Origin of the sequence: Aeromonas sp. QDB31 (genome assembly GCF_027707605.1) — a bacterium.
In the GTDB taxonomy this organism is placed as follows: domain Bacteria; phylum Pseudomonadota; class Gammaproteobacteria; order Enterobacterales; family Aeromonadaceae; genus Aeromonas; species Aeromonas media.
The window spans coordinates 1-20,196 of the sequence record NZ_JAPCIX010000023.1 but is presented as its reverse complement, the minus strand read 5'-3'; the positions used below and the strand labels follow the sequence as shown (position 1 = coordinate 20,196).

The window sequence follows — 20,196 nt, the reverse complement described above, 5'->3', positions numbered from 1 at the left end:
CCATGAGCAAAACACATCTAACGACCGAAAAATTCGCCCATATGGGCCTCGAACCCGAAGTTCTGGCTGGTCTGGAATCAAAGGGATTTCACTATTGTACGCCCATCCAGGCACTGTCTCTGCCGCTGCTGGTAGAAGGCCATGACCTCGCCGGTCAGGCCCAGACGGGGACCGGCAAAACCCTTGCCTTCCTGGCCGCGACCTTCAACTATCTATTGACCCATCCGCTGACCAGGCCGCGCCTCGTCAACCAGCCCCGCGCCATCATCATGGCCCCGACCCGGGAGCTGGCGGTCCAGATCTACAACGATGCAGAAGGCATGTCCGCCTCTACCGGGCTCAAGCTCGGCCTCGCCTATGGTGGCGAAGGCTATGACAAGCAGCTGGCCGTGCTGGAACAGGGTGTCGACATCCTGATCGGCACCACGGGCCGCATCATCGACTACTTCAAGTCCAATGTGATCGATCTGGGCAACATCCAGGTCGTGGTGCTGGATGAAGCGGATCGCATGTTCGATCTCGGCTTCATCAAGGACATCCGCTTCCTGTTCCGCCGCATGCCGCCCGCCACCGAGCGTCTGAGCATGCTGTTCTCCGCCACCCTCTCCCTGCGGGTGCAGGAGCTGGCCTACGAGCACATGAACCACCCGGAACACGTGCAGATAGAGCCGGAGCAGATGACGGGCGTGCGGATCAAGGAGGAGCTGTTCTACCCTTCCAACGAAGACAAGATGCTGCTGTTGCTCTCCCTGATGGAAGAGGAGTGGCCGGAAAAAGCCATCGTCTTCGCCAACACCAAGCATGTCTGCGAAGACGTGCATGCGTGGCTGGAGAACGACGGCCACCGCGTCGGCCTGCTGACTGGTGACGTGCCGCAGAAGAAGCGGATGAAGATCCTGGAAGACTTCACCAAGGGAACGCTGGACATCCTGGTCGCCACCGACGTGGCCGCCCGTGGTCTGCACATCCCCGACGTGACCCATGTCTTCAACTATGACCTGCCCGACGACGCCGAAGACTATGTACACCGCATCGGTCGTACCGGTCGTGCCGGCAAGAGCGGTCACTCCATCAGCCTGGCCTGTGAAGACTATGCCTTCAACCTGCCGGCCATCGAGGAGTACATCCACCACCCCATCCCGGTCAGCAAGTACGATCGTGAATCCCTGCTGGATGACGTAACCGCCCCGAAACGGGTGTTCCGCAACCGCCAGCCGGTGAACCGCAACATGCGGGATCGCCAGGGTGGTGGCAACAGCAACAACCGCCGCCGTCCGCCACGCAAGAACTGAGGGACTGGCCCAGTTGCACAACTCGCCTCTCTATGCCGCCATCGACCTCGGCTCCAACAGCTTTCACATGCTGGTGGTGCGCGAGGTCGCCGGTGCCCTGCGCACCGTCACCAAGGTCAAGCGCAAGGTTCGCCTCGCCGCCGGTCTCGATCCGGAATTTCGTCTCAGCCGTGCCGCCATGGAGCGGGGCTGGGACTGTCTGCGCCTGTTCTCCGAGCAGTTGCAGGACATTCCGTCTGACAACATCCGGGTGGTGGGTACCGCCACCTTGCGCCTCGCCACCAACGTCGATGAGTTCCTCAGCGAAGCGGAACGGGTACTCAACCACAGCATCGAGATCATCTCGGGCGAGGAAGAGGCCAAGACCATCTATGAAGGGGTCTCCTGGACCTCTGCAGGGGAAGGCAACCGGCTGGTGATCGACATCGGCGGCGCCAGTACCGAACTGGTGATCGGCGAGCACAGCGAAGCAAAACTGCTCAACAGCCTGCACATGGGCTGCGTCACCTGGCTCAACAATCATTTCGGTGACGGTGAGCTCTCCGAGGCCCGTTTCCAGCAGGCCATTGCCGCCGCCAAGGCGGTGCTGGAGAAGGTGGCGGAAGATTACCGTGCCCTCGGCTGGCGCACCTGCGTCGGCGCCTCAGGCACGGTGCAAGCGCTGCAGGAGATCATGCTGGCGCAAGGGAAGAGCGAGCGGGTCACCCTGCCGAAGTTGCAGGAGCTGATGGGTCAGGCCATCGCCTGTGGCAAGCTGGATCAACTTCAGCTGGAAGGGCTGGCGGCCGAGCGGCTGACCGTGTTCCCCTCCGGCCTCGCCATCCTGATCGCCATCTTCGAGACCTTGGGGATAGAGAGCATGACCCTGGCGGGCGGCGCCCTGCGGGAAGGCCTGATCTACGGTCTGCTCGGCAACAATCACGACTGTGATGCCCGGGACAGAACCGCCGACAGCCTGATCAGCCGCTATCAGCTGGATAAAGAGCACGCCGAGCGGGTACGCGATACCGCCGTCCTGGCTTTCACCCAGTTACAGCCGGCCTGGCGTCTCTCCAAGCGTTACGGACGCCCGATCCTGCGTTATGCGGCTCTGCTGCACGAGATCGGCCTCTGCATCGAGTACAAGAAGGCGCCGCAACACGCTGCCTACATCATCGACAACATCGACATGCCGGGCTTCACCCCCGCGCAGAAGAAGCTGCTGTCGGCCCTGCTGTTCAACCAGCGGGACGACTTCAAGCTGGATACCCTGGAAAAACAGGGCGCAGTCACCGGTCGCCAGGCGATCCGGCTGGCCCGCATCCTGCGCATCGCGCTGATCCTCTGCATGCGCCGCACCCAGGGCACTGTGCCCAGCTTCACCCTGCAGGCCGAGGAGGAGTCACTGACTCTGACTCTGCCCAAGGGATGGATGGACGAACATTACCTGCGCGCCAGCGAACTGCGACTCGAAATGGAACGCCAGCAGAAGATGGGCTGGCCCACCCGCGTGCAGGAAGCCTGATTGGGCGCCACGCGCCCACTCTGCTCCTTTTCCCATCTGTTCCGACAATCTCTTTCGCAGCCAGGTTCGGCACCATTCAAGGCCTTTCCTTTGATTTTATTTAATTTTTAACCAAACCCCGGATCTCCGTTCCCTCCAGCCATCTAGCCTCTATCGCCAGCTCGGCTAGAGTTGGATTGTCTCTCCCATAGGAACGGAAACCATGAAACATTTGACCCTGATCGGCCTGACCGCCCTGCTGACCGCCTGTGGTGGCGGCAGCGACAGCAACGACAACCCACAGAACGCCCAGATGTCCCTGGCCTTCTCCGACGCCCCGGTGGATTCGGTCAGCAAGGTCTGCATCGCCGTTTCCAACATCAGCATCCATCCCGTCTCAGGCACAGAGCAGGCATGGAGCACCGCCAGCTTCCTGACCTCGGCCCAGGACGATGGCTGCACGCCGGCAGGGGAACTCATCCCCCTCGACAGCTCGGGACACCCGTTGTTTACCTACATCGACCTGCTGAAATACCCGGGCTCCGCCAGCCGCCCCCTGCTGGCCAGCCAGAGCGTGGTTCCCGGCGAATACAGCCAGATGCGGCTGCGGGTCCTGGATGGCCGGGATGCGGGCAACCAGTTTCTGGATGGCACCCCCTACTCCTACGTCAGGCAGGATGATGGTGTGATCAAGCCGCTGGAGGTCCCCAGCAATGAACTGAAGCTGGATGCCTTCACCATTGCCGCCAACGGTCTCAGCGCCTTCACCACCGAGTTCGACCTGCGTCACTCCATGGTATTGCCGGGCCATGAGGAGTATTACAAGCTCAAACCCAGAGGCGTGCGTCTGGTGAACAATACCGAGGTAGCGACCGTCAGTGGCACTGTGGCCGAGGGGCTCTGCGGTGGTCTGCTGACCGACAAGGCCTTCGTCTACTTCTACGACGAGTTGCGGCCGGTGGGGGATGATGCCTATCCCGACATGGCCGACCTCGACAACGGCTTCTATGCTAGCGCCCCCGTACTGCCCCTGGCTGGTGGTGGCTACGGCTACGAGCTGGGCTTCGTGAACCTCGGCAATTACGACATGACGCTGGTCTGCAACGGCGACGAGGATGATCCGGAACTGGCCGGCGACCCGCTGCAACTGGAGCAGGTGCTGAAGGCTCAGGCGGTGGTGGCTCCCACCACCAGCATCAACTTCCAGTAACGGGCCAGGGGATCAGGAGCGAGAAGCATCATGGCTGACTATCAACCCATCAGCTGTGACCTCTACGACTGGCTCGAGATCGCCGCCCGCTGGCAACTGCCGGTGACCCTCGCCAGCCGCGACGGTCGCAGGTGGGATGACAGGGTTCGCACCATAGAGGCCAGTGACGGCGTCGAGTATCTGCTGCTGGAGAGCGGTGAGCGCTTCAGCCTCGTCGATCTGGCGACCCTGGATCTCGTCTGACAGGGGGAAGCGCGGCATATCCGCTTCGCCCCCACCAGCTGACCTCAAGGTAAAAAGGAGGGCCAACATGATGTTGGCCCTCCTTTTTTGTATCTCGACCCCGGCTGGCCTTAACCCGCCAGCGCCGCCATCACATAGACGTCGAAGCGGTTGCTCTTGGTCTCGATGGCCATGCTGGGTTTGTGCTCGTTGAGCCAGCCCGCGTAGTCCGGCCGCTTCACCACCACCCGCTTGTCCGCCATCTGCAGTGCCGCCGGCAGCAGGGCATCCGCATCAAGATCCGGCCCCACCAGGGACTGGAACACCCGCATCTCCTTTTTCACCAGCGCCGACTTCTGCTTGTGGGGGAACATGGGGTCCAGGTAGATGACCTCGGGCCGCTCGGGCAACGCCAGCAGGTTGTCTACCGCAGGCCCCTGCAGGAGATGCATGCGCTCGCTGACCCAGGAGCCTATCTCGGGATCCTGCGCCGCCCGCGCCAGGCCGTCCTGCAACAGGGCCCCCACCACGGGGCTGCGCTCGATCAGGGTCACCTTGCAGCCGAGAGAGGCCAGCACGAAAGCATCGCGGCCGAGCCCGGCGGTGGCATCCACCACGGTCGGCATGGCTCCGGATTTCAGCCCCACCGCCTTGGCGATGGATTGGCCGCGGCCACCACCGAACTTGCGCCTGTGGGCCACGGCCCCTTCCACGAAGTCCACATAGACGGCGCCAAGCTTGGGTTCGTCCAGCTTGCGCAGCTCCAGCCGCGCGTCAGTCAGCACCAGCGCAAAAGGGGCGGGAAACTCCACCTCGGCCAGACGCAGTCGCAGGGCGTCCAGCTCGCCATCGCGGGCGGGCACTTCACTGAAAACCTGGATATGGGGCATAACGAAGACTCATGGCGGCACGGAAGCGGGCATGATAGCAGAAGCAGGGGATCAGCTCACCGTGGTCAGGTTGGCCAGGTTCATCCCCTGGCGGTTGAGGGTCAGGTATTCCACCAGATCGTCATAGGGCAGCGGGCGGCTGAGCAGATAGCCCTGGGTGAAGGCACAGCCCTTCTGACACAGGAAGTTGAGCTGCTCCCGGGTCTCCACCCCCTCGATCACCACCTGCATGCCGAGGTTGTGCACTATGTTGATGATGCCGTCCAGCAGCAACCTGTCCTGCTCGTTGAAGGGGATGTGGCGCACGAAGGAGCGATCGATCTTGACCAGATCCACCGGGAAGGTGCGCAGGTAGTTGAGCGCCGAGTAGCCGGTGCCGAAGTCGTCGATTGCCAGCTTGCAGCCCGCCTCGCGCAGGGCATCGATCCGCACCCTGTGCTGATCGCTGCTCTCCATCAACAGGGACTCGGTGATCTCTATGATGATGTCCGCCGGGTCCAGGTCGAAGTGACGGATCACCCTGAGCCACTCGTTCGCCTCGGGATCAATTGTCTGGAACTCCAGGGTGGAGCGGTTGATGGACATCTGCAGATCAGGGAAGCCGGACTTCTGCAGCCGGGCCAGATCCCGGCACGACTGCCAGAGCACCAGCGCCCCCAATCCCTGGATGAGCCCCGCCTCCTCCGCCAGCGGAATGAAGTCCGCCGGTGAGACCTGCCCCCAGTGAGGGTGATACCAGCGCACCAGGGCCTCCAGCTTGGCGACCCGACCACTGCGATTGTCCCAGATGGGCTGATAGGCCATGGTCAGCTGCGCCAGCTTGATGGCCTCCGCCAGATCCTGCTGCATCTGGTGGCGCTGGCTCACCTCTTCGCGCATGGAGGCGCTGTAGGTACCGAGGGAGCGTCCCTGCCGCTTGGCAACGAACAGCGCCTGCTCGGCGTTGCGCAGCAGCTCGTCACCATCACCGCCGTCATAGGGACAGAGGGTGATGCCCATGGTCGCCGTCACATAGAGATGCTGGTTCGCCAGCATGAAGGGCCGGGCAAAGCCGCCGATCACCTGCTTGGCGAACACCTCGGCCTGGCGCCGGTTGACGATGCCTGGCACCAGAAAGGCAAACTCGTCGCCGCCGATGCGGGCCACCAGATCTTCGGTGCGCACCCGGCTCACCAGCCGATCCGACACCTCGCGCAACAGGGCGTCGCCCACATGGTGATCCATGCTGTTGTTGACCGCCTTGAAGTTGTTGAGATCCAGCACCATCAGGGCGAAGCGCTCCCCCCGCTCGCAGAAGCGGGTGAGGCAGCGACCAAACAACCAGCGGTTCGGCAATCCGGTGAGGTTGTCGTAGTTCGCCTGGGCCGCGATCTTCTGCTCCGCCAGCTTGGTCTGGGAGAGATCGCTGAAGATGGCGATGTACTGGCTGATCCGCCCCCCCTCGCGCAAGGCGCTGATCATCAGCTGCTGAGGATAGAGTTTGCCGTTCTTGCGCTTGTTCCACACTTCACCACGCCAGATCCCTACGCGCTCGAGGGCGTGATACATGTCGGCGTAGAAGGTCTGATCGTGCAGCCCGGACTTGAGCATGCTGGGGCGCTGGCCGCAGGCCTCCTCCTCGCTGTAGCCGGTGATCTTCTCGAACGCCGGATTCACCGAGATGATGCGGCTGTCGGCGTCGCACACTAGGATCGCCTCGGAGAGGTTGTCATAGACCCGGTGGGAGAGCTTGAGCTGTTCCGCATGGCGCTTGATGGGGTCGATATTCTCCAGCACCACCATCAGGTAGTCGGGATGCATCTGCTCGTTGCGGATCAGGGTCACCGTCACCCGGCCCCACAGCACGGAGCCATCCCGGTGCAGGTAGCGCTTCTCCTGGGTAAAGGCGGGGCGCTCTCCCCGCTTGAGCCCATCGTAGAGAGGGATGCTGGTCAGCCAGTCGTCGGGGTGGTTGAGCTCGGCGACAGTGAGCTGCTGCAGCTCCTGCTGGCTGTAACCCAGCATCTTTTCGATGGCCGGATTGACCCAGAGGATCCTGCCGTTCAGGTCGAGTTTGCCGATGCCGACCGGCGCATGGGACATCATGGTGTCCAGGAAGTGGGGATATTCCGGCTGAGCTGGTGACGGCGCCAGCAACTGCTGCTGATACATCAGGGCCAGTTCACGGCCGGCGAGCGGCGCCAACAGGCGCAGCAACCCCATGATCTTGTCCATTCTGGGGGTGGCCCGCTTGAACATGACGCTGCACAACCCCAGCGTCTCGCCCTCGGCGCTCTTCAGTGCAACGCCGGCATAACTCCTGACCTGGCAGCGCTCCAGCACGGCTGCATGGGGGAACAGCTCTCGGGTGCGATCGCTGAACCAGGCTTCCCCCTGTTGCATGACGATCTCACCCGGGGTATCCGCGAGAGGGAAACTGTAGGAGTTGATGTCGAGGGAGGCGGGATAGGCGGCATGCACGGTAAAGAAGAGCCCGGCCTGATCCTTGCCTGAAATCAGGACGAAGTCAGCCCCGACCGCGTTGGCGATTTCACTCACAAAGGTATCGAAATATCCCTGACCACTCGAATGAGACAGGCTTGAGATGATTTGATAGACAGACTCGAGTGCTCGCCTCATGGCAAGGTTCTTTCTCTCCCAAGAAGGTAGAACCCGACTCTACTGAAGAGGCGGGGACAGTGCAAACATGCACTCCGCAAGATATTAAAAAGCCTTGAAAAAAGGGACCAAAAGGTCCCTTTTTCTCTCAAAAATCACGTTTCGATCCCACTATGCCGCAAATGTGTACCTGCTTGAAGCTCTCGCCATCGAACGGTAAAACATCCAGTTGGGGCTCTCGCCCGCAGCATAGACGGCGCCTCACGCGGCGATCCCGCTGTGGCGCAGCAAGGCATCCACCTTGGGCTCGCGACCGCGGAAGGCACGGAACAGCTCCATCGGCTCTTTCGAGCCACCCTTCTCGAGAATGTTTTTCAGGAAGGATTGGCCGGTGGCCGGATTGAAGATCCCCTCCTCCTCGAAGCGGGAGAAGGCATCTGCGGAGAGCACCTCGGCCCACTTGTAGCTGTAGTAGCCCGCCGCATAACCCCCGGCGAAGATGTGGGAGAAGCTGTGCTGGAAGCGGTTGAACGCCGGCGGCGTCATCACCGCCACCTGGCTGCGCACTTCGCTCAGCAAGGCCGGGATCTGCTCCGGATTGGCCGGGTCAAACTCCCGGTGCAGGCGGAAGTCGAACAGGGCGAACTCCAGCTGGCGCAGCATCTGCATCGCCGCCTGGAAGTTGCGGGCAGTCAGCATCTTCTCCAGCAGATCCGCAGGCAGCGGCTCGCCGGTCTCGTGATGGCCGGAGATGAAGGCCAGCGCCTCGGACTCCCAGCACCAGTTCTCCAGGAACTGGCTCGGCAGTTCCACTGCGTCCCAGGCCACGCCGTTGATGCCGGCGACACCAGCCACGTCGATGCGGGTCAGCATGTGGTGAATGCCGTGGCCGAACTCGTGGAACAGGGTGACCACCTCGTTGTGGGTGAACAGGGCGGGTTTGCCGTCCACCGGGCCGTTGAAGTTGCAGGTCAGGTAGGCCACTGGCTTTTGCAGGGAGCCATCTTGACGGTAGCGACGGCCGAGGCAGACATCCATCCAGGCGCCGCCCTGCTTGTGTTCGCGGGCATAGAGGTCGAGGTAGAAGCTGCCGCGCAGCTCGTCCTCGGCATCGAAGATGTCGTAGAAGCGCACGTCCGGGTGCCAGGTGTCGATACCGAGGCGCTCGCGCACCTTGATGCCAAATACCCGTCTCACCACCTCGAACAGCCCCTTCACCACCTTGTTGGCGGGGAAGTAGGGGCGCAGTTGCTCGTCGGAGATGGAGAACTTGTGCTGCTTGAGCTTCTCGGCGTAGTAAGCGAGATCCCAAGCCGCCAGCTCGTTTTGACCGTGTTGCTCGGCGGCGAAGGCGCGGATCTCTTCGAGCTCGGCCTTGCCCTGCGGCAGGGACTTGGCCGCCAGATCGGTGAGGAAGTTCACCACCTGCTCGGGCTTGTCCGCCATCTTGGTGGCCAAGGAGAGCTCGGCGTAGTTGGCAAAGCCGAGCAGCTGGGCCAGCTCGCGACGCAGGGTGAGCAGCTCGCTCATGATGGCGGAGTTGTCCCACTTGCCGGCATTGGGGCCCTGATCCGAGGCGCGGGTAGTGAAGGCCTCATACAGTTCGGCGCGCAATGCACGGTTGTCGGCATACATCATCACCGGCAGGTAGGAGGGAATATCCAGGGTGAACAGCCAGCCCTGCTGACCCTTCTGCTCCGCCAGCTGGCGGGCGGCGGCCTGCGCACTCTGCGGCAGACCGGCCAGCTCGGCCCCGTCGGTCACCAGCTTGCTCCAGCCCTGGGTCGCGTCCAGCACATTGTTGCTGAAGCGGGAGGCCAGTTCGGAGAGGCGGGCCTGGATCTCGCCGTAGCGCTGCTGCGCCTCGGTGGGCAGACCGATACCGGACAGGCGGAAGTCGCGCAGGGTATTCAGGATCTCCTTGCGCTGGGCACCACTCAACAAGGGGAAATCGTCGCTCTCGGAGAGCGTCAGGTAGGCCTGATAGAGGCCTTCATGCTGACCGACATAGGTCTGGAATTCGGACAGCAGCGGCAGGCAGGCGTCATGGGCGGCGCGCAGCGCCTCGCTGTTGAGCACGGCGTTGAGGTGGCTGACCGGCGACCAGACTCGAGACAGCCGGTCGTTGACCTCTTCCAGCGGGGCGATCAGGCTGTCCCAGGTGTGGGGATCCCGCTGAGTCAGCACATCCTCAATCTTCTGTTTGCAATCGGCGATGGCCTGCGTCACGGCAGCTTGCACCTGATCGGGCTGGATCTGGCTGAAAGGGGGCAGCGAGTCCATTGTCAGCAAAGGGTTAGTCATCTGCGGTACCTCTAAATGCTCTGCAGCCCCTGCCGTCCAGAAGCCTGCTTGGACCATCTAAGATGTAGGCAGAAACCCCATTTATCAAGCCTTTGCCGCCGAGAGCCGGGCTAGCTGCCCACATTTCGCAAAAACCTGCTCATTAATGCAGCAATTCGGCGTCCGGAGACGACAATGCCGGCACTTTGGCCGGCATTGTGTGGGCATGGACGCTACCCGCCTCAGCGTTGGGCGTCCTCTTTCAACCACTGGGCAACCCGCTTGGCGAAGTAGGTGAGGATGCCGTCGGCACCGGCCCGCTTGAAGCAGAGCAGGGACTCCAGCACGCACTCCCGCTCCTTCAGCCAGCCATTCTGGATCGCCGCCATGTGCATGGCGTACTCGCCGCTCACCTGGTAGGCGAAGGTCGGTACCCCGAACTGATCCTTCACCTGACGGATCACGTCCAGGTAGGGCATGCCCGGCTTGACCATGACGCTGTCGGCCCCTTCGGCGATGTCCAGCGCCACCTCGTGCAACGCCTCGTTGCCGTTGGCCGGATCCATCTGGTAGGTCGCCTTGTTGCTCTTGCCGAGATTGGCGGCGGAGCCTACCGCATCGCGGAACGGGCCGTAGTAGCTGGAGGCGTACTTGGCGGAGTAGGCCATGATCTGGACGTTGACGAAGCCGTTCTCTTCCAGTGCGGCACGGATCGCCCCGATGCGGCCATCCATCATGTCGGACGGCGCCACTATGTCGGCCCCGGCGGCGGCGTGGGAGAGCGCCTGCTTTACCAGGATCTCGGTGGTGATGTCGTTCTGCACATAGCCTTCGTCATCGATGATGCCGTCCTGACCGTGGGTGGTGAAGGGATCCAGCGCCACGTCGGTGATGACACCCAGCTCCGGGAAGCGGGCCTTGAGGGCTCGGGTGGCCCGCTGGGCCAGCCCGTCCGGGTTGTAGGCCTCTTCCGCCAGCAGACTCTTCTGCTCCAACGGCGTCACCGGGAACAAGGCGATGGCGGGAACGCCAAGGGCCACCAGCTCTTCGGCTTCCACCAGCAGCAGATCGATGGATAGCCTGTCCACCCCCGGCATGGAAGCGACGGCCTCACGCTGACCCTCCCCCTCCAGCACGAACACCGGATAGATGAGATCGTTGACGGTCAGCTGGTTCTCGCGCACCAGACGACGGCTGAAATCATGTTTGCGCACCCGGCGCAGGCGGCGACCCGGAAAGGCGCCCGGAAGAGTTATGGCCATGAATCACTCCAAAAGAGGAAGTTGGAAAAATGCGGCGGAGGTGGCCCGGGTATGGGCCAGCAAGGCCTCGGGCGCTTCACCACGGCAGGCCGCCACCACCTGGGCGATGTGCGGCAAAAAAGCGGGTTCGTTGCGTTTCGGTCTGGGTTTCAGATCCCGTGGCACCAGATAGGGAGCATCGGTCTCGATCATCAGCCGACCGGCGGGAATGCGCGCCACCTGCTCGCGCAGCAACTGGCCGCGGCGCTCGTCGCACAGCCAGCCGGTCACCCCTATATGCAGTCCCAGCGCCAGACACTCGTCCAGCTCCTCATCCGACCCAGTGAAGCAGTGCAGCACAGCTCCCGACAGCCTGGGCAACCAGGGACGGAGGATCTCGATGAAACGGGCATGGGCATCACGGCAGTGGAGAAACACCGGCATCCCGAGCTCGGCCGCCAGCGCCAGCTGGGCGTCGAATACCGCATCCTGCACCGGACGGGGGGAGAAGTCGCGGTTGTAGTCGAGACCGCACTCACCGATGGCCACCACCTGCGGCAGCGCCGCCAGCGCGCGCAAGGCGGGCAGGGTCTGTTCATCCACGCTCTTGGCATCGTGAGGATGAACCCCGGCGGTGGAGAAACAGTAACCGGGCCATTCGGCGGCCTGCTCCGCGCTCTCACGGCTGCCGGCCAGATCGGTGCCGGTCAGGATCAGCGCCTCCACCCCGGCGGCGCGGGCGCGGGCCACCAGGTCGGCCTGTTCGCCTGCAAACTGGCTGCTGGTCAGGTTTACACCGATGTCGATCATGAGGTTAGCGGGTCCGAATAAAAGGAAGACATATCAGGTATTTGAAAACCATCTACTCAATGGGGCCTTACCATACGCCTCGAACGGATGCATGAAAAGAGGAAGGGAGCCTCAGCTCCCCTCTTCCGGTTGTTCCTGCTCCTCCTCGTCCTCTTTCTTCACATAGAAGCGGGCGAAGAACAGACCTATCTCCCACAGGGCCCACATGGGGATCGCGAGCAGGGTCTGGGAGAAGACATCGGGCGGGGTCAGCAGCATGCCGACCACGAACACCCCGACGATGACGTAGGGGCGCTTCTCCTTCAGGCTCTTGGGGGTGGTGACCCCGGTCCAGCACAGCAGTATGGTGGCCACAGGTATCTCGAACGCCACCCCGAACGCGAAGAACAGGGTCAGCACAAAGTCCAGATAGCTGGCAATGTCGGTCGCCACCGTCACCCCGGCGGGGGCCGTGCTGGTGAAGAAGCCGAACACCAGGGGGAACACCACGTAATAGGCGAACGCCATGCCTGCATAGAAGAGCACGGCACTGGAAGCCACCAGCGGCATGACGAGGCGTCGTTCGTGCTGGTACAGGCCAGGGGCGATGAAGGCCCAGGCCTGATAGAGCAGATAGGGGATGGCCAGGAAGAAGGAGACCACCAGGGTCAGCTTGATGGGCGTGATGAAGGGGGTCGCCACATCCGTCGCTATCATGCTGGTCCCTTCAGGCAACTGGCTGAGCAGCGGCTGGGCCACGAAATCGTAGATGTCGTTGGAGAAATAGATGAGCGCGACGAACGCCAGCAGGATAGCCACCAGGGCTCGCATCAGCCTGGTTCTCAACTCGATCAGATGACTGATCAGGGGTTGCTCGGCCTGACTCATGGCTTCACCTCCCCTTTGCCAGCCGACTCGCTGACTGGCTCGCTCTCGCGCTGGCTGTTGACCGGCGGCACCGCGGTCAGCTGCACCGCAGGCGCCACCGGGGCGACGGGTTCAGCCTGGGCGACCGGCTCGGGGCGTGGCGGGCGGATCTCGTTCTGCGCTTCCTGCTGTGGCTGATAAGGACGGTTCACCGACTGAGCCGCCGCCTTCAACTGCTCGATGGACTCCTGCAGCTCTGGACTCAGGTTGTTCATCTGCAACTGCTCGGCCTTCTTCAGATCATTGTGCAGCTCTTGCAACTTGAGCTCCTGCTCCAGCTCTGTCTTGACCGAGTTGGCGGTACTGCGGATCAGCCTGATCCAGTGGCTGGCGGTACGGATGGCGACCGGCAACCGCTCTGGCCCCAGCACCACCAGTGCGACGACACCGATGACGACCAGTTCCCAAAAACCGATGTCGAACATGGCTTAGGCCTGATCTTTGTCTTTCTGCTTAGCGGTCTCGGCACTGCTGGCCGTCTCGTTCAGCTGCTTGGCCGGAAACTCCGCATCCTTCTGCTCAGGCTTGGCATCGGCCGGATCATCGGACAACGCCTTCTTGAACCCCTTCACCGCCGCCCCCAGATCGCCACCGATACCGCGCAGCTTCTTGGTACCGAACAGCAGCACGACAATGACTGCGATGATCAACAATTGCCAAATACTGATACCACCCATGACTTTCTCTCCAGGATAGGCGCCTGATGGCGCAGTTTAATTAATGAATGCGGGTCTTCAACCAGCCCAGCAGCCAGCATAACCCAGCGCCGGCGAGACTGATTTGTCCCCACTCAATATGTTGTTTCTGGGTCAGCAAGAATACACCCACCAACAGTAGGCTGGCTCCCACCCCTAAGAGGTAGCGGGCCTGCCCCTGACGGCGGCTGTGCAGGCGAAAATCGGCGAACATCTGCTCGAAGTGGTGCTGCTGATGCCGCGCCTGGCGCAGGGTCTCGTAGACCAGCTCAGGCAGCTCCGGCAGCTTCTCCGCCCAGAAGGGGGCCTTCTCCCTGATCGCATTGAGCACCGCCTTGGGGCCCACCTGCTGGTGCATCCAGCTTTCCAGGTAGGGCTTGGCGGTCTGCCACAGGTCTAGCTGGGGATAGAGCTGACGCCCCAGCCCCTCTACATAGAGCAAGGTCTTCTGCAGCAACACCAGCTGGGGCTGTACCTGCATGTTGAAGCGACGGGCGGTGTTGAACAGGTTGAGCAACACGTGACCGAATGAAATTTCGGAGAGCGGCTTCTCGAAGATGGGTTCCAGCACGGTGCGGATGGCGAACTCGAACTCGTCCACCTTGGTGTCGGGCGGTACCCAGCCGGACTCCACGTGCAACTGCGCCACCCGTTGATAGTCACGGTTGAAGAAGGCGAGGAAGTTCTCCGCCAGGTAGCGCTTGTCTTCCCGGTTCAGGGTGCCGACGATGCCGCAGTCGATGCCAATCCAGAGTGGATTCTCCGGGTGCTCATAGGAGACGAAGATGTTGCCGGGGTGCATGTCCGCATGGAAGAAGCTGTCACGGAACACCTGGGTGAAAAACACCTCCACCCCGCGCTCAGCCAGCAGCTTCATGTTGGTGCCGTTGGCCTCCAGCGCAGCGATGTCGGAGACCGGAATGCCGTAGATTCGCTCCATCACCAGCACCTGCTCGCGGCAGTGATCCGTGTACACCTCGGGCACATAGAGTGCCTCCGAACCGGTGAAGTTGCGCCTCAGCTGGATGGCGTTGGCGGCTTCGCGCATCAGGTTCAGCTCGTCGAGTATGGTCTTGCGGTACTCCTCCACCACCTCGACGGGGCGCAGCCGTGCGCTCTGGGGCACGAAACGGGCCACCAGACGGGCCAGCGCCTGCATCAGGCGCAGGTCGGCCTCGATGATGGGCTCGATGTCGGGACGGATCACCTTGATCACGATCTCCCGGCCATTCTCCTTCAGGCGGGCGGTATGCACCTGGGCAATGGAAGCAGACGCCAGCGGCGTCTCGTCGAAGTCGTCAAACAGGGTTTCGATGGAGCAGCCCAGGCTCGCCTCGATCTGGCGTCTGGCCTCCTGTCCGCAGAAGGGGGGCACCCTGTCCTGCAGCAGGGCCAGCTCCTCGGCGATGTCCGGCGGCAGCAGATCCCGGCGGGTCGACAGCATCTGGCCGAACTTGATGAAGATGGGGCCCAGGGCCTCGAAGGCGAGGCGAATGCGGGCGCCCCGGCACAGCTCAGGTTGCTTGTTCTTGAGCCAGAACAGGCTGCGGCGCACCAGGCGTCCTGGCCAGGGTTGATAGCGGGCGGGAACCAGCTCGTCGATGCCCTGCTCCAACAGGATGCTGACGATGCGATAGAGGCGCTTGAACTCCTTCGGGGTCATCAGCTCACCTGCTGTTCGAAGCGGGCCAGCCGTAACTCGACCGCCTTCATCTGCTGTGCCAGCACCTCGACGTCATCGTTGAAGCTGGCCACTTCCAGCGGGCCGGGAGCGAGACGGGCCTCCTCGGTGAGGAATTCGGCCAGCTGACGCTGGGAGCGGCACAGCTCGCGGCCTATCACGCGACGGGCCTGCCGGGCGCCGCCACACAGGGTATGAGCCAGCACGTCGCCAGTATAGCGCGACAGCTCCTCTTCCCAGTCGATGTCCAGCTCCCCCAGCAGGGCGCTGAAGGCTTGCACCAGTTGGGGGTCGCCGCTCAAGTCCAGCTTCTCCTCGCGGATATAGCGGGTCAGGGCGGAAGGGTCTTTCAGCAGGCCGATCGCCGTCAGCGAGAGGCTCAGCACGGCGTCGGGTTCCCCCTCATAGCGGGCCAGCACGTCCAGTCGACGTTCGGAGAAGACAAACCAGAGCGGCTTGAGTTCACGCAGTTCCAGCTTGAGCACCTTGCCCACGAGCTTGCGCAGCCGCGCCGGGCTCTGCTTGTCGAGGCTCAGCAACTGGTTGAGGCTGGTTTCGATCACCGCGGTGACCATGGCATCCATCGGCATAGGTGACCTTAAAACTTGTAACCACGGTGCAGGGCGACCACGCCCTGAGTCAGGTTGTAGAACTCCACCTGCTCGAAGCCGACCTGCTCCATCATGCCCGCCAGGGTCTGCTGATCCGGATGCATGCGAATGGATTCCGCCAGGTACTTGTAGCTTTCTCCGTCGTTCGCGACGATTTCGCCCATTTTCGGCAGCAGTTTGAAGGAGTAGAGATCGTAGAGCTTGGCGATCACTTCGGTCGAAGGCTTGGAGAACTCCAGCACCAGCAGGCGACCACCCGGCTTGAGCACCCGGAACATGGAGGCCAGCGCCTTGTCCTTGTCAGTCACGTTGCGCAGGCCGAACCCTATGGTGATGACGTCGAAGTGATTGTCCGGGAAGGGCAGTGCCTCGGCATTGGCCTGCACGTAGGAGACGTTGTTCGCCACCCCCAGGTTGCGCAGTTTGTCGCGGCCCACCTTGAGCATGGAGTCGTTGATGTCCGCCAGCACCACCTGACCGGACTCGCCGACGATGCGGGAAAACTTGGCGGTCAGGTCGCCGGTGCCACCGGCCAGATCCAGCACCTTCTGACCCTTGCGCACACCGGAGCAGTCGATGGTGAAGCGCTTCCACAGGCGGTGAATGCCGAATGACATCAGATCGTTCATCAGATCATACTTGGCCGCCACCGAATGGAAGACGCCAGCCACCAGAGTTTCCTTCTCGGTCGCCGCCACGGTTTTATAGCCAAAATGCGTAGTATTAGTCTGTTCCGACATCCCTAAAACACCCATAGAGCAAAGAATGGCCGCCAGTTTACCAGAGCCGGTGACCCGCGGACACCTTAAACCCGGCTGGCAACCAACTGCATCCCCAGCATCACCATGGCCAGACAGAGGAACAGATTGAGACCGATATTGAGCAGTGCCTTCAGATAGGCTCCGTGTTGAGCCAGCACCACGGTATCGAGGGCAAAAGAAGAAAATGTGGTCAGGGCACCGAGGATACCCACCATCAGCAGTGGTTTCATGGGGTGTTCCACCACGTGGCCCTGACTGATGAGCGCAAAAGCAATGCCCATGATGAAAGACCCTACCACGTTGACCACCAGAGTCCCGTAAGGAAAGTGGCGTCCCAGCAGCAGTGCCATCAACTCGGCGATACCAAAACGAAGGCAGGCGCCGATGGCTCCGCCGGCAGCAACAAATAACCAGGTTTGCATGGAGTCACTCCCTCAGGATAAGGCCGCCATTATGCGCAATGGCAGCCCTTGTGCCCAGAGGCGGAACTAATCGCCACACTCCCTGATTGAAAACTCAGCGACGAAAATCGATCGTCTCGGGTTGACCCAGCATGATTTCGGTCTGGGCCGGTCGGGTCTGGGCGATCACCTTGCCATGACGGATCGAATAGCGCACCGGCACCTGACGACGCACCGCATCGAAGCCGTTGTCGGCGGGCAGGATCAGCAGGTTGGCCGGTTTGCCCACCTCGATGCCATAGCGATCCTGCACGTTCAGGGTGCGCGCACTGTGGCTGCTGATGAGCTTCAAGCCGTCATTGATCTGCTCATAACCCATGATCTGGCAGACATGGAGTCCCATGTGCAGCACCTGCAACATGTTGGCCGTGCCCATGGGATACCAAGGATCGAACACATCGTCGTGGCCGAAACAGACGTTGATGTTCGCCTCCAGCATCTCCTTCACCCGGGTAATGCCGCGGCGCTTGGGATAGGTATCGAAGCGCCCCTGCAGGTGAATGTTCACCAGCGGATTGGCCACGAAGTTGATGTCCGCCATCTTGAGCAGGCGGAACAGGCGAGAGGCATAGGCTCCGTTGTAGGAGTGCATGGCGGTGGTGTGGCTGGCGGTGACTCTATGACCGATACCGCGCTCGTAAGCCAGGGTCGCCAGCGTCTCGATGAAGCGAGACTGCTCGTCATCGATCTCGTCGCAGTGCACATCGACCAGAACCTGATACTTCTCGGCAAGATCGAAGACGTAATGCAGACTTTCTATCCCATACTCCCGAGTAAACTCGAAATGGGGGATCGCGCCGATCACGTCTGCTCCCAACCTGAGTGCCTCTTCCAGCAAGGCCTTGCCATTGGGATAGGAGAGGATCCCCTCCTGCGGGAAGGCGACGATCTGCAGTTCGACCCACGCCTTCATCTCCTCCTTCACCTCCAACATGGCTTTCAGGGCCACCAGATTGGGGTCGGAGACATCGACGTGGGTGCGGACGAACTGGATGCCGTTGGCGATCTGCCATTTCAGCGTCTGGATGGCGCGCCGCTTTACATCTTCGTGGGTCAGCAGCGCCTTGCGCTCGGCCCAGCGCTCGATCCCCTCGAACAGAGTACCGGAGAGGTTCCAGCTCGGCTCGCCCGCCGTCTGGGTGGTATCGAGGTGAATATGGGGCTCGATAAAGGGCGCGATGGCCAATCCCCCCTCCCCGTCCAGCACCCGACCGGCGACAGCATGTTCGTCATGGGGTTCGATGGCGGTGATGACCCCATCCTGACAGCGGATCTGCCACAACCCTTCCCGATCGGCAAAACGAATATGTTGAATCAGCATTTGCTAGCTTCCTGTACCAGAACCGGTCGCTGGGTGAGGCGAACCAGAATGAAATAGATGAAGGCGGCGCCCAATACCGCGTTGAGTGGCACTATGCCTGGCAGCCATTTACCAACAGCCACCCCGACTGCCGTGGCGACCAGTGCCTGCCAACGTACCGCCTCGAACTGTTGATCGGCAAACTGGCGATAACGTTCACGATTGAGCAGGAAATCCATGATGATAATGCCACCGATCGGCGGGATTGCCGTACTCAAAAAGGCCAGCCAGCCGACAAAATTGTTGTAGAGCCAGAGGGCACATGCGGTACCAATCAACCCGTTGATCACGCTGAGTGGCTTGCTCTTGAGGCCGGTAATGTTGGCAAAACCGAGGCCAGAGGCGTAGAGGGCGTTGTCGTTGGTGGTCCAGATATTGAGACCCAGCACCAGAATGGCGGGGATCAGCAGCCCTTGCATCAGCATCACTTCCGATATATCAGCCTGCCCGGTCACCGCCGCACCAGCCGCACCGAAGACGAACATCAGAGTGTTGCCCAAAAAAAACGCCACCATGGTAATCATGACGGCGCCCCAGGGTTTACGACCAAATCGAACAAAGTCGGCGGTCAAGGTTCCTGCACTGATAAAGGAACCGACCACCATGGTCAGCGCCGTGGAGAACTCGATGGGATTGCTTGGTTGCACTTGCTGCAACGCCGCCATGCCACCGGTCGAGGTCACCGCCAGCCAGACCGAGTAGCCACCAAGCAGTGCAATGGCTGGTACGGCGACAAAGCTCAGTACCATCAGGGCAGAAATACCGAAGTAGACGGTCACCGTCATCAGAATGCCCGAAATGGCGATCAGCCAGTTCACATCGATCCCGGTCGCCTTCTGCACCGGCAGCGCAAACATCGCCACGCCAACACCGAACCAGCCGACCTGAGTGCCGCCCAGGAGTAAAGAAGGTAGCCAGGAACCTTTCACCCCAAAGGAGTAACGGGCCAGCAGGTGGGTAGAGAGACCGGTTGAAGCACCGATATAACCGAGACAGGCGGTATAGATCCCCAGCAACAAGTTGCCGATCAGTACCGCCTTGATGAAGTCATCGAACGCCAGCCCGGTACCCAGCGCCCCGCCAGTCCACATGCTGGCAGAGAAGAACGTCAAGCCTAGCATCACCAACATCAGCGACAGCACACCTTTGCGCCCTTTGGCGGGAACCGCCCCCAAACAGTATTCATTATCCTGCGTCATGCTCTCTCTCCACGTAATAGGCAAAACGCGCCGGATTTTACAGGTAAAACGTTTTACGTCAATCAAGCACGGCCAAATATTTGGATAAAAATATCAATAGCAGTCAAGCGAGTAACATCAGCTTAAAAAACGCTGATTGCAAGCATAGGGAGCATGGGACAAGTAATATCATAAGAAATGAAGAAACTGACAGAAGCAAAAAAGCCTCCCTTTTCAGGGAGGCTTTTGCTTTCATGGTGCTGATACCCAGAGTCGAACTGGGGACCTCATCCTTACCAAGGATGCGCTCTACCAACTGAGCCATATCAGCACACTAACCGGTAAAGACCGCACTGTGTGCGCTATCTAAATCTTCTGTCCAATACAACCTGACGTTGTATCGCGACCAACCACATCGCTGTAGTTGCTTAATTGAAGCCTGGCAGTGTCCTACTCTCGCATGGCGAATGCCACACTACCATCGGCGCTACCGCGTTTCACTTCTGAGTTCGGC

18 protein-coding genes and 1 tRNA gene are annotated in these 20,196 nt (G+C 61.3%); 4 read left to right on the top strand and 15 right to left on the bottom strand.

Annotation, left to right across the window (positions count from 1 at the left end):
* Nucleotides 1–2: 2 nt before the first annotated feature.
* The 4 genes from rhlB to PG898_RS17815 all read left to right on the top strand — a co-directional run bounded on the left by rhlB (nucleotide 3) and on the right by PG898_RS17815 (nucleotide 4,228).
* Nucleotides 3–1,292 carry an ATP-dependent RNA helicase RhlB gene (gene rhlB, locus PG898_RS17830; protein ID WP_161507775.1) on the top strand — a complete coding sequence of 430 codons (1,290 nt, stop codon included), beginning with the start codon at nucleotides 3–5 and terminating at the stop codon, nucleotides 1,290–1,292.
* A gap of 13 nt (nucleotides 1,293–1,305) precedes the next feature.
* Nucleotides 1,306–2,796, top strand: coding sequence for a guanosine-5'-triphosphate,3'-diphosphate diphosphatase (gene gppA / locus PG898_RS17825; RefSeq protein WP_005328890.1), 1,491 nt, complete (start codon nucleotides 1,306–1,308; stop codon nucleotides 2,794–2,796).
* 202 nt (nucleotides 2,797–2,998) lie between these two features.
* The gene (locus tag PG898_RS17820) at nucleotides 2,999–3,985 is read left to right on the top strand and encodes a DUF4382 domain-containing protein (protein WP_042648689.1); all 987 of its coding nucleotides are present in this window, start codon (nucleotides 2,999–3,001) and stop codon (nucleotides 3,983–3,985) included.
* A 30-nt stretch (nucleotides 3,986–4,015) separates the two neighbouring features.
* The gene (locus PG898_RS17815) at nucleotides 4,016–4,228 is read left to right on the top strand and encodes a Rho-binding antiterminator (RefSeq protein WP_270824756.1); all 213 of its coding nucleotides are present in this window, start codon (nucleotides 4,016–4,018) and stop codon (nucleotides 4,226–4,228) included.
* A gap of 110 nt (nucleotides 4,229–4,338) precedes the next feature.
* Here the strand turns inward: PG898_RS17815 and PG898_RS17810 are convergent, their stop codons facing one another.
* The 15 genes from PG898_RS17810 to PG898_RS17740 form a co-directional block, all read right to left on the bottom strand.
* Nucleotides 4,339–5,097 carry a class I SAM-dependent methyltransferase gene (locus tag PG898_RS17810; protein WP_408750773.1) on the bottom strand — a complete coding sequence of 253 codons (759 nt, stop codon included), beginning with the start codon at nucleotides 5,095–5,097 and terminating at the stop codon, nucleotides 4,339–4,341.
* A 51-nt stretch (nucleotides 5,098–5,148) separates the two neighbouring features.
* Nucleotides 5,149–7,716 carry a sensor domain-containing phosphodiesterase gene (locus tag PG898_RS17805; protein WP_043132457.1) on the bottom strand — a complete coding sequence of 856 codons (2,568 nt, stop codon included), beginning with the start codon at nucleotides 7,714–7,716 and terminating at the stop codon, nucleotides 5,149–5,151.
* Between the two features lie 240 nt (nucleotides 7,717–7,956).
* Nucleotides 7,957–9,999 (bottom strand): oligopeptidase A, encoded by a 2,043-nt coding sequence (prlC, locus tag PG898_RS17800; protein WP_270824755.1) that lies wholly within the window; start codon nucleotides 9,997–9,999, stop codon nucleotides 7,957–7,959.
* Nucleotides 10,000–10,220: 221 nt separating this feature from the next.
* Nucleotides 10,221–11,240: a porphobilinogen synthase gene (hemB, locus tag PG898_RS17795; RefSeq protein ID WP_161507779.1), complete on the bottom strand. Its 1,020-nt coding sequence runs from the start codon at nucleotides 11,238–11,240 to the stop codon at nucleotides 10,221–10,223.
* Nucleotides 11,241–11,243: 3 nt separating this feature from the next.
* Nucleotides 11,244–12,029 carry a TatD family hydrolase gene (locus PG898_RS17790; RefSeq protein ID WP_161507780.1) on the bottom strand — a complete coding sequence of 262 codons (786 nt, stop codon included), beginning with the start codon at nucleotides 12,027–12,029 and terminating at the stop codon, nucleotides 11,244–11,246.
* Between the two features lie 111 nt (nucleotides 12,030–12,140).
* Nucleotides 12,141–12,896 (bottom strand): twin-arginine translocase subunit TatC, encoded by a 756-nt coding sequence (gene tatC / locus PG898_RS17785; protein ID WP_270824754.1) that lies wholly within the window; start codon nucleotides 12,894–12,896, stop codon nucleotides 12,141–12,143.
* Nucleotides 12,893–13,360, bottom strand: a complete 468-nt coding sequence (gene tatB, locus PG898_RS17780; RefSeq protein WP_218410835.1) for a Sec-independent protein translocase protein TatB — start codon at nucleotides 13,358–13,360, stop codon at nucleotides 12,893–12,895. Before tatB ends, tatC begins: the two co-directional genes overlap by 4 nt.
* A 3-nt stretch (nucleotides 13,361–13,363) precedes the next feature.
* Nucleotides 13,364–13,612: a Sec-independent protein translocase subunit TatA gene (gene tatA, locus PG898_RS17775; RefSeq protein WP_025328841.1), complete on the bottom strand. Its 249-nt coding sequence runs from the start codon at nucleotides 13,610–13,612 to the stop codon at nucleotides 13,364–13,366.
* Nucleotides 13,613–13,652: 40 nt separating this feature from the next.
* Nucleotides 13,653–15,293: a ubiquinone biosynthesis regulatory protein kinase UbiB gene (gene ubiB / locus PG898_RS17770; RefSeq protein WP_005328868.1), complete on the bottom strand. Its 1,641-nt coding sequence runs from the start codon at nucleotides 15,291–15,293 to the stop codon at nucleotides 13,653–13,655.
* A complete protein-coding gene (locus PG898_RS17765; RefSeq protein ID WP_270824753.1) occupies nucleotides 15,293–15,901 on the bottom strand; it encodes a ubiquinone biosynthesis accessory factor UbiJ in 609 nt (202 codons plus the stop codon). The genes ubiB and PG898_RS17765 overlap by 1 nt, the downstream gene beginning before the upstream one ends.
* A gap of 8 nt (nucleotides 15,902–15,909) precedes the next feature.
* Nucleotides 15,910–16,662, bottom strand: coding sequence for a bifunctional demethylmenaquinone methyltransferase/2-methoxy-6-polyprenyl-1,4-benzoquinol methylase UbiE (gene ubiE, locus PG898_RS17760; protein ID WP_043132473.1), 753 nt, complete (start codon nucleotides 16,660–16,662; stop codon nucleotides 15,910–15,912).
* A 65-nt stretch (nucleotides 16,663–16,727) separates the two neighbouring features.
* Nucleotides 16,728–17,105 carry a fluoride efflux transporter CrcB gene (crcB, locus tag PG898_RS17755; RefSeq protein ID WP_005328863.1) on the bottom strand — a complete coding sequence of 126 codons (378 nt, stop codon included), beginning with the start codon at nucleotides 17,103–17,105 and terminating at the stop codon, nucleotides 16,728–16,730.
* A 94-nt stretch (nucleotides 17,106–17,199) separates the two neighbouring features.
* Entirely contained in the window at nucleotides 17,200–18,465 is a 1,266-nt protein-coding gene (locus PG898_RS17750) for a cytosine deaminase (protein ID WP_270824752.1), read from the bottom strand.
* Entirely contained in the window at nucleotides 18,459–19,703 is a 1,245-nt protein-coding gene (codB, locus tag PG898_RS17745) for a cytosine permease (RefSeq protein ID WP_270824751.1), read from the bottom strand. Before codB ends, PG898_RS17750 begins: the two co-directional genes overlap by 7 nt.
* A 234-nt stretch (nucleotides 19,704–19,937) precedes the next feature.
* A tRNA-Thr gene (locus PG898_RS17740) sits at nucleotides 19,938–20,013 on the bottom strand.
* Nucleotides 20,014–20,196: the final 183 nt, after the last annotated feature.